Here is a 13,157-nt window from a genome sequence, read left to right on the forward strand (position 1 = left end):
TATTGCTATATAAATTGACGCAATACATATTAAAATTGACATGGTGAAGCGAGTTTAGAGACGTAAAAATTTACAGTCCTCATCCAATCTTTTAACATCAGGAATTTTTGTGAATAAAAAGGTGTGGCAATTTTAAACTTTTAGAATTTCTTTTAGTTATTTTGGCATCTATTATGACCCAACCAAACACCGTTTACATATCATTAGGAAGTAATCAAGGCGACCGTTTAAAGCACTTGCAAGACGCAGTAGATGTAATTTACAAGCGTGTGGGTAAGGTGCAGATGATTGCTAAGGTTTATAATACACCTGCTTTAGGTTTTGAAGGCCCTGATTTTTTAAATACCTGTATCATTGTTAAAACGGATTATTCGGTTGAAACGGTTTTGGAAGATTTACAACGGATAGAAACAGAAATGGGACGCGTTCGGACAGAAAACGCAGCCTATGAATCCCGAAGTATTGATTTGGATATCTTGCTTTATAACCACGCCATAATTCATACCCCAACTTTAATGGTTCCGCATCCACAAATGGCTAACAGACGTTTTGTATTGCAACCATTGCATGATATTGCCTTAAAAGAAAAACACCCAACCTTACATAAAACCATTGCTGAACTATTGGAGATTTGCGAAGATAAAAGTACGATAGAACCTATTAATATCTGGTTAAAAAACCCGAGTAAAAAATATAACCTTTCCAACTATAATTATATTGCTATTGAAGGAAATATAGGTGCTGGAAAAACGAGTTTGGCCACGATGATTTCAACTGATTTTAATGCGAAATTGGTTTTGGAGCGCTTTGCCGATAATCCGTTTTTGCCCAAGTTTTATGAAGATGCTAAACGGTATGCATTTACGTTAGAAATGAGTTTCCTAGCCGATAGATATCAGCAAATTAGTGACGACTTGTCGCAATTAGATTTATTTAAAGATTTTATAGTTAGCGATTATGATATTTATAAATCCTTGATTTTTTCGAAAATCACCCTTCCAGAAGATGAATTCAAGCTGTATAGACGTTTGTTTTATTTAATGTATAAAGATATTGCCAAACCTGAATTGTATATTTATCTCTATCAAAATACACAGCGACTTCAAGAAAACATCAGAAAGCGTGGACGTGATTATGAGCAAAATATTCAGGATGATTATCTGGAGAAAATTAATGCAGGCTATTTAAATTTCTTAAAAAATCAAGAGGAATTAAACGTGAAAATTATTGATATTTCCAATCGGGATTTTGTAAATAGTCGTGAGGATTATTTATGGATTTTGAATGAAATTGCTTCCGTGGTGCCGAAAGTAGACTAATAGCTTCTGTATAAAGTGTGGTTATCTTAAAAGAGATTCTGCGCTACGCTCTGAATGACACGATTATATCATGAAGTAATACACTAAACGCTAAAAATATGGACTACCAAAAAGTAACAACCAAGGACATCCTAATTATTGGCAATAAAGCTAATTTGTCTTTTAGAACTAATGGCGAAGGAACAGGGAGTTTAGCCAGACAATTTATGCCGCGATTACAGGAAATTACCAATCGGGTTGGAACCTATAGTTTTTCTATTCAGAAGTATAATACCTTCGATATAAAAACCATGACGCCCGAAACCCGTTTTGAAAAGTGGATAGGTGTTGCCGTATCAGACCTAAATTCAATTCCAGAAAATATGGAATCGTTAATTATTCCAGGAGGCGATTTTTTGGTGTTTCCATTTCAAGGTTCTGTGTCCAATTTTATAGAATTTTGGCAACAACTCCATAACGAATGGTTGCCAAATTCAATATATCAATTAGATAACAGACCACATTTTGAAAAACTTCCAGCTAGTTATAATCCAATGCGTGTTGACAACCAAGAGGAAATTTGGATACCTATTAAATAAGATGTTTTAGCAACCATCAGCCAAGCCAAACGACAACACAAGCACATCTTCCATGATTTCATTATTAGCATTTTTGGCAGGAATCCAACTTCCAGGAATTTGCTTTACCAGTTCTATAAGATTGGTGTCTATTTCAGGGTAATTGGTGGTTCTATCAAGCGTTATATTAGTAATGGTGCCATTTTTAGTAATGGTAAAGGATACTTTTACAGCCTGGATTTTTTTTGCATCTATAAAATATGTGTTTTCTAGTTTGTTGGCTTCAATATAGGTCATTAATGCTTTATAGCCATCTGCATATGTTGCTTTAGTCTCTGGAACAACGGTGTAATGTGGTCCAAAATGAGGCGCTTCATTTTTGTAAATCATCGCGTTTGCTTTGATGTAATTTACACGAAATAAAAAGTGTTCTGAATAATCCATAGATTTTAGTAAATCCTTTTGAGAATCACTCAATGCTTCCGAATCTCCATAGGCACGAATCTCCGTTTGAATATCGTTTTTAATAAGGATAACTTCTGTACTATTTATATGTGCTATGTTTCGTGAATCTTTCTCTGGAATAAAATCATGAATGGTTGTTGCCTTGGTCATGTTACTTTTTGTAATGGATTCAAAACGACTATCAATATTATATGCAAACACTAATGGTTTATTAGCGTCACGCTTTAAAGCAGGTTCCGTTTCTGGAATTTCTTCTTGTACAGATTCCTTGACGGTTTCATGTATAGCAACAAGATCGGTTTGGTCTAATGTGTCTTGATTCCAATTTATAAAACTAAAAGCTCCAAGACTTAAAAGGACTAAAGCAATACTGAATAGGGGGAGAGGTTTTTTCATGATTTATTTAATTTGTTTTCCAAATGTAGATCATGACCAAGCTTTATCACGAATTATAAATGTAAAAAAAGTGTCAAATTTGTGTGAATGGGTTGTAGTTATTAAGCTTAAAAGAAGTTTCTATCCTTTATTGTTGTAATCAGAAATCGTTAAAATGTATAATATGTTTTAAGAGATAAATATCGTTTGCAATAAAAGTTAGATGCACTTATTTAAGCCAACCCTTTTTTTTAGCTTTTTTACTATATACATAAAGAAAACCAGCAACTAAAATTACCAACAAAGGAATAATAATAGAAAATACGATGGATTGTTTTTTAATGTCAAAAACAAATAACCAATACAATTCTATAGAAATCAAGGTAACTAATGCTATAACAAAAAATGTAACTGCAATTTTTTTTCTCATAAAAAGCATAAAGCTTCCTAGCATTTCAGAAAACAGTGCAATTAAAAACACAATGCCATACCAAAACGGTAATGATTGGATTCTTTCAAATTCTTCAATCGTAGAATTTTCCTGTAGGAAATCTAATTCAATGGAACTAAAATAAATCTCAAGGAGGTTCCATACAATAGAAAAAATAGCGACTACCCAAAAGGAAGTTGGTGGTTTAACGTTTTTTATCATAACCTACAATTATAATTCTGTAAGTAAGATAGGGAATTATGTTGTGTTTTGTTAGTATTACGTCAGATTCTAAATATAAAAAATAAATATTTATAGCTGTGACATAGGTTTCAGTGGCTGGTTTTTTACTAAAAAAAGGCCAAGCGCTAATATTTTGTTCTATTATAAGTGTTTACTAAACAATAGCAGATGTTTGAATTCAAATAAATTGTTTTTGAAACTGCTTATTTAATATTTTTTCATTTTACTAAACACATCCCATATAACCAAACCACAACTCACAGAAATATTTAAGGAGTGCTTGGTGCCAAATTGTGGAATTTCCAAAACCACATCACTCGCACTTACCACTTGTTGCGCTACGCCTTTTACTTCGTTTCCAAAAACGAGTGCATATCTGGTGTCGGGTTTCGGGTTGAAATTGTGCAACATGGTGGCATTTTCAGCTTGCTCAATGGCGCAGATTTGCACATTTTCATTTTGCAATTTGGAAATCACATCTAGCGTGTTTTCGGCATATTCCCAAGCAACCGTATCGGTACTTCCTAAAGCGGTTTTATGAATATCTTTATGCGGTGGTTGTGCGGTAATGCCACACAAGTAAATTTTTTCAATTAGAAAGGCATCAGCAGTTCTAAAAACAGAACCTATATTATTCAGACTTCTAATATTATCTAAAATAATAATAATAGGTGTTTTTTTGGTGTCTTTAAATTCGTCAACACTCAATCGGTCTAACTCGCTATTTTTTAACTTTCGCATATTTTATTTTGTGATAATTGTAAATAACTTATAGAAACTTGGCTTTAAAAACCTTAAATAAATAAGTACTTTAGCAATCCTATAACTTGGGCAAAAGTAACACATAAAAATTAGTTAAACGTTGGCAAAAAAAGCAAAAAAGGAAACACCGTTAATGAAACAGTATAATGCTATCAAGGTGAAATATCCTGATGCTTTATTATTATTTCGTGTGGGCGATTTTTATGAAACCTTTGGAGAGGATGCCATTAAAACGGCTGGGATTCTTGGCATTATTTTAACCAAACGTGGTGCAGGAAGCGAAAGCGAAATAGAACTAGCCGGCTTTCCACACCATTCCTTAAACACCTATTTACCTAAACTGGTAAAAGCTGGCGAGCGTGTGGCTATTTGTGATCAGCTTGAAGACCCAAAACTCACCAAAAATATTGTAAAACGTGGTGTTACAGAATTGGTAACGCCAGGTGTAGCTTTAAATGATGAGGTGCTAAAATCCAAATCCAATAACTTTTTATGTTCCGTGTATTTTGGGAAACTACATATTGGTATTTCGTTTTTAGATATTTCTACAGGCGAATTTTTAACCTCTCAAGGAAATGCCGAGTATATTGATAAATTACTTCAGAATTTTAATCCAAGTGAAATATTAGTTTCTAAACAAAAGCGCATGCTTTTTAATGACACTTTTGGTCCTGATTTTCATACGTATTATCTAGAGGATTGGGTATATCAAACCGATTATACTCATGAAACACTTATAAAACATTTCGATACTAAAACGTTAAAAGGTTTTGGTATAGAAGATTTAAATGAAGGGATTATTGCTTCGGGTGCCATTTTGCATTACCTAGCCGAAACCCAACACAATAAATTACAACACATAACGGCTATTAGTAGGATTGCCGAAAATGATTATGTGTGGATGGACCGGTTTACCATGAGAAATCTGGAGCTATATCATTCTACCAACACTAATGCGGTTACGTTATTGCAGGTTATTGATAAAACCATTTCCCCTATGGGAGGACGGTTATTAAAACGCTGGTTGGCATTGCCATTAAAGGATGTGGCTAAAATTAAGCAACGTCATGAGGTGGTTGATTTTTTGAGTAACAATAAACCCATTCTACATAAAATACAAAACCACATCAAGCAAATTGGCGATTTAGAACGACTGATTTCAAAAATTGCGACAAGTAAAGTAAATCCTCGAGAGGTTATTCAACTTAAAAATTCTTTAGAAGCTATTGTGCCAATTAAAGAAATAGCGTCAAGTTGTAATAATGATGCTTTGAAAGTCATTGGAGATACACTTCAAAGTTGTGAGGTGTTGCGCCATAAAATTTCCGAAACCTTAAATGAAGATGCACCTGTAAATGTGCTAAAAGGTTTTACTATTGCCAACGGTTTTTCGGAAGAGTTGGATGAGCTTCGTGGTTTGTCTAAATCAGGGAAGAGTTATTTAGATAACATGCTAAAACGTGAAAGTGAACGTACTGGAATTACCTCACTTAAAATAGCATCTAATAACGTGTTTGGTTACTATATTGAAGTCCGTAATACACATAAAGACAAAGTTCCTGAAGAATGGATTCGGAAACAAACATTAGTAAATGCGGAGCGTTATATAACCGAAGAACTCAAAGAATACGAAAGTAAAATATTAGGGGCGGAAGAACGTATTTTAGCCATTGAGCAACAGCTGTTTGCCGATTTAATCCAATGGATGACACAGTATATTAAACCGGTTCAACAGAATGCCTTTTTAATTGGACAGTTAGATTGTCTTTGTGGTTTTGCACAACTGGCAATGGATAATAATTATGTGTATCCTGTAATTGATGATTCTTTCGAATTAGAAATAAAAGACGGTCGTCATCCAGTCATTGAAAAACAACTACCACCAAGCGAAGCCTATATTGCTAACGATGTGTATTTGGATCGTGTTAAGCAACAAATGATTATGATTACAGGACCCAATATGTCTGGTAAATCGGCAATTTTACGTCAAACGGCACTTATTGTTTTGTTAGCACAAACGGGAAGTTTTGTTCCAGCAAAAGCGGCCAGAATTGGTTTAGTGGATAAGATTTTTACGCGTGTTGGCGCTTCAGATAATATTTCTATGGGTGAATCAACCTTTATGGTTGAAATGAATGAGACAGCTTCCATTTTAAATAACCTATCAGAACGTAGTTTGGTGTTGTTAGATGAAATTGGTCGAGGCACGAGCACCTATGATGGCATTTCCATAGCTTGGGCCATTAGTGAATACCTGCATGAACATCCTGCGAAAGCAAAAACCTTATTCGCAACGCATTATCATGAGTTGAATGAAATGACTGAAACATTTGATCGGATTAAGAACTATAATGTATCGGTAAAAGAATTGAAAGACAATGTTTTGTTTTTACGAAAACTGGTTCCAGGCGGTAGTGAGCATAGTTTTGGAATTCATGTAGCAAAAATGGCAGGTATGCCACAACAGGTTTTACATAGAGCAAATAAGATTTTAAAGAAGCTTGAAAAATCACATTCTAGCGAAGAATTGACAGATAAAGTGAAAAGTTTGAAAGATGATGAGATGCAATTGAGTTTTTTCAATTTAGACGATCCCTTATTAGAAAATATCAAAGAAGAAATATTACATATTGATATTGATACACTTACGCCTGTAGAAGCGCTCATGAAACTGAACGAAATTAAGCGCATGTTGGTCAAGAAAAAGCAGGCTTAAAATAAATTGCATTATTTTTCAAAAAAGGCTTTGCAATTCATATAAATATTTTAAATTTGCAACCGCAATAAGCAATATTGCACGCTTACTTCATGTAGGCACGTTCATTAAAAAATTTGCGAAAGTAGCTCAGGGGTAGAGCATCACCTTGCCAAGGTGGAGGTCGCGGGTTCAAATCCCGTCTTTCGCTCTGAAAACTTTTTTAAAGATAAATTCCAATGCTGAAGTGGTGGAATTGGTAGACACGTTGGACTTAAAATCCAATGTCCATTAGGACGTACGGGTTCAAGTCCCGTCTTCAGTACAGATGAAAAGCCGAAACGAAAGTTTCGGCTTTTTTGTTTTAAAAATTTGCGAAAGCACGCTTTCAAGCATATTTTTAAAACAAAAAAGAGCAATCCACACTTTTGGATTGGTTTTTCTCAAGATGTTGATATTGGGACGCGACACAGTGAATTCCTTGTATTTTAATCGGACTTTACCCTTTTATTTTAAGTAGTATAATCCATTTTTGCATGGCAGGATCAATTTAAAGATATTAAGGTTCCTTGATTTCTTCAATAATAGAAACTTCCGAAGATGTTAACTTTCTATCTGCTAAAGTTTCAAATAAACTTATTAAGGTTTCTATATTTTTTAAGGGTACAATTTCAGTTTTGAAATCTATTTGTATCAATAGCATTTTTAGGCTTTTTACAGCTTCTAATTTATCCTGATGTATTACAGAAGCATTTACAATACTATACTCTATTATTAATAATTTTTCTTTTACATTCATTGGTTTCTCAAATAAAGTGCTTTTATTATTTTGTTTATACGAAGATTAAATTCTAAAGTACTTATCATACCACTGTGTTCTTCGTCATTCAATAAGCTCAATGCCTGTAAGGCTTGTTCAATTGAAATTCTTGCCCTTGATTTAGTTTTAGATAATCTATCTGTATGAGTTATACTTTTATCTTTCATGTATAGATAATTTGTGGAGGGCAAAGATATTTGCTGCCTGTAACATCTTTTATAACAGGCCATGTCACCCATAAAAAAAAGGTTTGTATTTGAGTATCAACAGGATACATTTACATGAAAAAGTATACTTCTTTAGGGATGTTTTTAATAGATTTCAGAGCGCATAAAAACATGTCTCAAGCTGATTTCGCTGCGAAATTAGAAGTAGATATTCGGACAATAATCAGGTGGGAGAAAAATCAAACTTTACTAAAACCAGAAAAAGAAGAGGCTTTAGTTGATATTGCATTTGTTCCATATCAAGTTATACGGAATTTAAATGCACCCGTAGCTATACATACATTCTATGATTTTACGTTGCGAAAGTATTCCTTAAGTTTAATGTCCAATGATATTCCCGAAGCAAATTGGTTGAAGGATAAAATAAGTATTTCTACAGACCGATTACGGACTATACAGTATGATTCTGATATTAAAAATGCGCTTCAGTGTATTTGCTTACAGCCCCATATTAAAAAACCAATAGGAATAGATGTTATTAAAAAAGCATTAAGATTACTGCCAGAACTTAACTTAATAATTTTTGACAACTCCAATTATTACTCGGGGCACAGTGTTTTTCTGCCATTAAGCATGGAATGTTATAATCGTTTAAAGAAAAGAGAAATTAGGGAGGAAGCAATCACGGTAAATGATTTGGTTGATTATAAGCAACTGAATAATCCCGTGTTTTATGCCTATGATATAAATAGCGACTGTAATGAAAACATCTTTTATATTGCGAGTAAGCTTATGAGGTTTTTCATGCATATAAAACGCGAGTATTTATATGGCGCTTTTATTTCACGACTTGATAGCTATTCTTTAAACACCCAAATGGGAATCCGTATTGTTTGGCAGGATGATGAGCAACAGCTTCCAGACGGATCAATCTATTTGCCGCGTTTTTATGAAGGTAGTTTTGCTGAATTTCTAAATACCTAGTTTTAGAGTTTTAAATTCTCATAAAACGTCAACTTATTATGAAGCGCTTTTACATCTTTTTGCAAGCGTTCTACTTTGTTTAATAAGTTTGAAATAGCGTGAATGCCTTCAATATTAATATCTAATTCAAAATGAAATCGAATTAATTTTTCAATTGTTTGTATTTCGGTAACGTAAATGCAAGGTGTGTTATTTTCAGTAGCAATTTCAACTAATTCATATTCGTTCAAGGTTATAATAAACTGTTTGGGAATGTTATAATGCTGACAGAATTCAGTGATCGTAATAACGTTTTTTGTTTCCATGGTTATCGTAATTTAGATAATTCAGTAAATAATGCTTTCTCTTTTTCTGTAAGATTGGTAGGAGTTTTTATGTTGTAAGTAATAAATAAATCGCCAAATGCATCTGCTTTTTTGTAAACAGGAAATCCTTTTCCTTTCAGTTTCACGCGTGTGCCGTTTTGAGTTTCCGGTTTCACGGTTAATTTTGCTTTGCCATCAAAAGTATCCACTGTTATATTTCCACCTAAAAGAGCCGTGTATAAATCTAAGTCTACTGTCTTGTACAGGTTAGCTTTATCGCGCTGAAACTTTGTGTTGTTATTGATAGTGAAAGTTATATACAAATCCCCTTTCGGGCCATTATTTGCACCTGGACCTCCATGGCCTGAAATTTTTATAACTTGACCGTTTTCAATACCAGCGGGAATAGTAATACGAATGTTTTTTCCGTTTACGGTTAATGTGCGCTTATGACTGGTATAAACATCCTTTAAATCCAAATGCAATTCGGCATTATAATCTTGGCCTCTAAAACCGGTTTGGCTTCGTGAGCCTCCAGAAGCACCGCCAAACATAGATTCGAAAAAGTCAGAGAAATCCCCTTCGTTAAATTGACTAGAACTTGAATACTGTTGATACTGGCTTCTGTTTTGGTTTTGTCTGGCTTGATTATAAGCATCGGCATGTTGCCAGTCCTTACCATGTTCATCGTATTTTTTACGATTTTCAGGATGACTTAATACCTCATTGGCCTCATTTATTTCCTTAAATTTCTTTTCGGCTTCCGCATCACCTGGATTTAAATCTGGATGGTATTTTCGCGCCAATTTCCGATATGCTTTTTTAATGGCTTGCTCGGTAGCATTCTTTGGAACACCTAAAACCTTGTAATAATCTATAAAAGGCATATTTTTATATTTTAGTTATAATTTAATAATTTTTTTCTGATTTCTGAAGGGTGATACAGGTTATTTCAGGTCGCATACCTAATCTGCCAGGAAAGCCCATCCAGCCTAAACCACGATTAACATATAAATATTGTTCGTTTTCTTGATATAAACCCGCCCAATGCTTGTATTTGTATTTTATGGGACTCCACTCTTTTTTTCCAAAACTTACACCAGCTTGCATGCCGTGTGTATGACCGGAAAGCGTTAAAGCAATATCAGTTTCGTTTAGGACTTCTTCCGTCCAATGGGAGGGGTCATGAGAGAGTAAAATTTTAAATGGAACCTTCTCGGCTTTATATAAAGCTGTTTGCAAATCGCCATATTGTTTAAAAGGTGGATTCCCCCAATTTTCCACACCAACAATAGCGAGTTGTTGATTGTCTATTTCTAGTATTTCTGAATCGTTTAAAAGCAATTTAAAATTATTGTCTTTGAAAAAATTAGTGATGCCTTCAAAGTTTTTTTGCTTGGCTTCTGCCGATTCCCAAGCACTGTAATCCCCATAATCATGATTGCCTAAAACGGCATACATGCCTTTTTTTGCTGAAAGATGCCGGAATGATTTTTTCCAACCACGCAGCTCCCAAGCGTAGTTGTTTACTAAATCGCCAGTAAAGAAAATTAAATCTGGGTTTAATTGATTGATCTTAACAATAGCACGATCCAAAATATGAAACCGATGATTAAAACTGCCTAAATGTAAATCGGAAATCTGAACAATTTTTAAGCCATCAAATGCATCCGGTAAATGCGAAAATAAAAGGGTATGTTCATGGATTTTAAAATTATAAATTGCTTTAAAAATTCCGTAGACGATCACAAAAAAAGGTAAAAAACCTGCAAATAATCCAAGTAGCGGGATTATTAAAAGCGATTCTTTATTTGTAATAGCATAATTAGTCACGAACAAAATACTAATAACAATGATGAAAATAATTTTAGGAATAAAGGATGAAATAGTCAATCCATAAAGCGAGCTAATTAAAAGTTGCTTGCGTTTTGGCGTAATAGAATCTAATTTTAATTTCAAGATAATTATAGCTGCAATTAACCCAAAAGTAAAAAACCAAAAAAGAATATGGATACTGTATTTAAGGATATTAGAATCTAGAAGATCCGTTATGGATTTTAGCCAATAGAATGCAGCAAAATCTACCAGAAATATGGCCAAACAAAGTAATAATATGGTAAAAAGTGAATAACTTCTCATGTGTAATTTAGAAAATTGAAATAGGGCAAATGAACGAGATATCAAGTTAGTTATTATATGTAATATAAGATCAATCTGATGTATAAATATTTGTTAATGTGATAAATGTCATAGTTTATCATCGTGATATTTCTTAAATTCAAAACAGTTAAAACAGGGATATTATGAGACAAATTTTAATGCCATTAGATTTTTCAGAGAATGCTAAAAATGCTATTCGTTACGCTCTAGAATTATTTAAATATGAACGTAGTGTGTTTTATTTTTTACATACCTATGAAGATGCTATTTATCAAAATGAAAAACTAACGCGAGAAACACTTTCAGAAATTGAGGAATCAATTAAGGCAGAAGTTGATGTGAAACTAGAAGAAACCTTAACTTTTGTAAATGAAATTTCACCTAATCCACGGCATGATTATCGCGTTTTGTCAGCTAACAACTCATTGGTAGATGAAGCTGGCAGACTAGTTGAGGAACACAACATGGATGTTATTGTTATGGGTACACGAGGTGAAAGTAATGATCCTAAAGTGCTCTTTGGAAGTCATACGGTTCAAGTATTAAAATATGTACCTTGCCCTGTATTGGCTATTCCAGAAAACTATAAATATACGCAGCCCAAGCATATATTATTTCCAACAAATTTATTAATCCCGTTTAGACGAAGGGAACTCAAGTTGCTTTGTGAAATTGCAGCACCATATCGTTCTAAAATTGATTTGCTATATGTATCAAAGAGTGATACGCTATCCATTCGTCAGGAAGATAATCTAACTTTTTTGAAAGATGTTGTTTGTCAAAATGACATTCAAGTTATAACGGAACATCATGACTCTATTAAAACAGCAATTTATAATAATATAGAGAATCGAAAATCGGATATGCTCGTTATGGTAAACAGCAGACAGTCCTTTTTTGAAGCTTTGCTTATGCAGTCGCCAATTGATAAAATTTCCTTACGAATTGACATTCCTTTTCTGGTGTTGCAGAATTTAAGACGTCAATAAATATGTTTAACCCTTAAAATTAATTCAGATGAAAAATATTTTATTACCAACAGATTTTTCCGACAATTCGTTTCAAGCCATTGGCTATGCTTTGCAGCTTTTTGAACAGGATGTTTGTAAGTTTTATTTGTTACATACCTACACACCCGTAATTTATAATATGGATTATATGCAAGGTTCTACAGCGCAGTTTGAGCTCATGGACGCTGTTAGAAGCGCCTCTGTTGATGGCTTGAAGCGTTTTGAGGCTAAAATTAATGCAACCTATAAAAATTCAAACCATACCATAGAGAGCATTTCATCATTTAATACTTTAACACAAGAAGTTAAAAACATAGTAGCCAAAAAAAATGTAGATTTTATTGTTATGGGAACTCAAGGAGCTACAGGTGCTAAAGAAGTGCTTTTTGGAAGTAACGCTGTTCATGTGTTTAAAAATGCTACCTGCCCGGTTTTAGCTATTCCTAAAGAAACCAAATTTAAAGCGCCTAAAAACCTGCTATTTCCTACAGATTATGGTATTAATTATCAGGACAAAAACATACAACCTATAATTAAAATTTCCAAACCACATAACTCCCAGGTACATGTTATGCACGTCTCTTTTGGTGATGATTTAACTGATGAACAAAGGCAGAATCAAGAAACGTTGAAACGGTATCTTGAAAAAACGCCGCATGATTTTCACGATATTCGTAATGATGCCGTTTCTGCGGCTATTGTAGATTTTCAGAAGCAGCAATCTGTAGATATGTTAGTTATGATAAACAATAAGCATTCATTTTTTGAAAACCTCTTTTTTAAATCTAGAATTAATCAAATCGGTTTTCATATTGGTATTCCATTTTTGGTAATACCATCGTAAGCACAAAATCATAAGATTTAA

The 13,157-nt window shown here is 33.6% G+C and carries 14 protein-coding genes and 2 tRNA genes; 8 read left to right on the forward strand and 8 right to left on the reverse strand.

Annotation, left to right across the window (positions count from 1 at the left end):
- Positions 1-173 precede the first annotated feature (173 nt).
- Positions 174-1,319: a 2-amino-4-hydroxy-6-hydroxymethyldihydropteridine diphosphokinase gene (folK, locus tag ACFPH8_RS04800; RefSeq protein ID WP_376858892.1), complete on the forward strand. Its 1,146-nt coding sequence runs from the start codon at positions 174-176 to the stop codon at positions 1,317-1,319.
- Positions 1,320-1,417: 98 nt separating this feature from the next.
- Entirely contained in the window at positions 1,418-1,897 is a 480-nt protein-coding gene (locus tag ACFPH8_RS04805) for a GyrI-like domain-containing protein (protein WP_376858894.1), read from the forward strand.
- Positions 1,898-1,903: 6 nt separating this feature from the next.
- On the opposite strand, the gene ACFPH8_RS04810 is transcribed toward ACFPH8_RS04805, so the two are convergent.
- The 3 genes from ACFPH8_RS04810 to ACFPH8_RS04820 form a co-directional block, all read right to left on the reverse strand.
- Positions 1,904-2,737 (reverse strand): energy transducer TonB, encoded by an 834-nt coding sequence (locus ACFPH8_RS04810; protein ID WP_376858896.1) that lies wholly within the window; start codon positions 2,735-2,737, stop codon positions 1,904-1,906.
- Between the two features lie 208 nt (positions 2,738-2,945).
- Positions 2,946-3,368 (reverse strand): hypothetical protein, encoded by a 423-nt coding sequence (locus ACFPH8_RS04815; RefSeq protein ID WP_376858898.1) that lies wholly within the window; start codon positions 3,366-3,368, stop codon positions 2,946-2,948.
- 228 nt (positions 3,369-3,596) lie between these two features.
- Entirely contained in the window at positions 3,597-4,130 is a 534-nt protein-coding gene (locus ACFPH8_RS04820) for an RNA methyltransferase (protein WP_376858900.1), read from the reverse strand.
- Positions 4,131-4,251: 121 nt separating this feature from the next.
- Here ACFPH8_RS04820 and mutS point away from each other — a divergent pair, with 121 nt between their 5' ends.
- From mutS to ACFPH8_RS04835, 3 genes are all read left to right on the forward strand, one after another.
- The gene (mutS, locus tag ACFPH8_RS04825) at positions 4,252-6,867 is read left to right on the forward strand and encodes a DNA mismatch repair protein MutS (RefSeq protein WP_376858902.1); all 2,616 of its coding nucleotides are present in this window, start codon (positions 4,252-4,254) and stop codon (positions 6,865-6,867) included.
- A gap of 118 nt (positions 6,868-6,985) precedes the next feature.
- Positions 6,986-7,057 (forward strand) — tRNA-Gly (locus ACFPH8_RS04830).
- A 30-nt stretch (positions 7,058-7,087) separates the two neighbouring features.
- A tRNA-Leu gene (locus tag ACFPH8_RS04835) sits at positions 7,088-7,171 on the forward strand.
- A gap of 234 nt (positions 7,172-7,405) precedes the next feature.
- Here ACFPH8_RS04835 and ACFPH8_RS04840 read toward each other — a convergent pair.
- On the reverse strand, positions 7,406-7,645 hold the full coding sequence (locus ACFPH8_RS04840) for a hypothetical protein (RefSeq protein WP_248397709.1): 240 nt from the start codon (positions 7,643-7,645) through the stop codon (positions 7,406-7,408).
- Positions 7,642-7,833 (reverse strand): hypothetical protein, encoded by a 192-nt coding sequence (locus tag ACFPH8_RS04845; protein ID WP_376858904.1) that lies wholly within the window; start codon positions 7,831-7,833, stop codon positions 7,642-7,644. Before ACFPH8_RS04845 ends, ACFPH8_RS04840 begins: the two co-directional genes overlap by 4 nt.
- Before the next feature lie 114 nt (positions 7,834-7,947).
- Here ACFPH8_RS04845 and ACFPH8_RS04850 point away from each other — a divergent pair, with 114 nt between their 5' ends.
- A complete protein-coding gene (locus tag ACFPH8_RS04850) occupies positions 7,948-8,817 on the forward strand; it encodes a helix-turn-helix domain-containing protein (protein WP_376858906.1) in 870 nt (289 codons plus the stop codon).
- A gap of 2 nt (positions 8,818-8,819) precedes the next feature.
- Here ACFPH8_RS04850 and ACFPH8_RS04855 read toward each other — a convergent pair whose 3' ends face one another.
- From ACFPH8_RS04855 to ACFPH8_RS04865, 3 genes are read right to left on the reverse strand one after another with little or no spacing between them, the layout of a single operon-like run.
- Positions 8,820-9,122, reverse strand: coding sequence for a chaperone modulator CbpM (locus ACFPH8_RS04855; protein ID WP_376858908.1), 303 nt, complete (start codon positions 9,120-9,122; stop codon positions 8,820-8,822).
- Between the two features lie 2 nt (positions 9,123-9,124).
- Entirely contained in the window at positions 9,125-10,009 is an 885-nt protein-coding gene (locus tag ACFPH8_RS04860; RefSeq protein ID WP_376858910.1) for a DnaJ C-terminal domain-containing protein, read from the reverse strand.
- Between the two features lie 22 nt (positions 10,010-10,031).
- Positions 10,032-11,261, reverse strand: a complete 1,230-nt coding sequence (locus tag ACFPH8_RS04865) for a metallophosphoesterase (protein ID WP_376858912.1) — start codon at positions 11,259-11,261, stop codon at positions 10,032-10,034.
- A 164-nt stretch (positions 11,262-11,425) separates the two neighbouring features.
- On the opposite strand from ACFPH8_RS04865, the gene ACFPH8_RS04870 reads away from it, so the two are divergent.
- Complete coding sequence (locus ACFPH8_RS04870) at positions 11,426-12,271, forward strand: universal stress protein (protein WP_376858914.1); 846 nt, start codon at positions 11,426-11,428, stop codon at positions 12,269-12,271.
- 28 nt (positions 12,272-12,299) lie between these two features.
- A complete protein-coding gene (locus ACFPH8_RS04875; protein ID WP_376858916.1) occupies positions 12,300-13,136 on the forward strand; it encodes a universal stress protein in 837 nt (278 codons plus the stop codon).
- Positions 13,137-13,157: the final 21 nt, after the last annotated feature.

Origin of the sequence: Bizionia hallyeonensis (genome assembly GCF_042657385.1) — a bacterium.
In the GTDB taxonomy this organism is placed as follows: Bacteria; Bacteroidota; Bacteroidia; order Flavobacteriales; family Flavobacteriaceae; genus Algorimicrobium; species Algorimicrobium hallyeonense.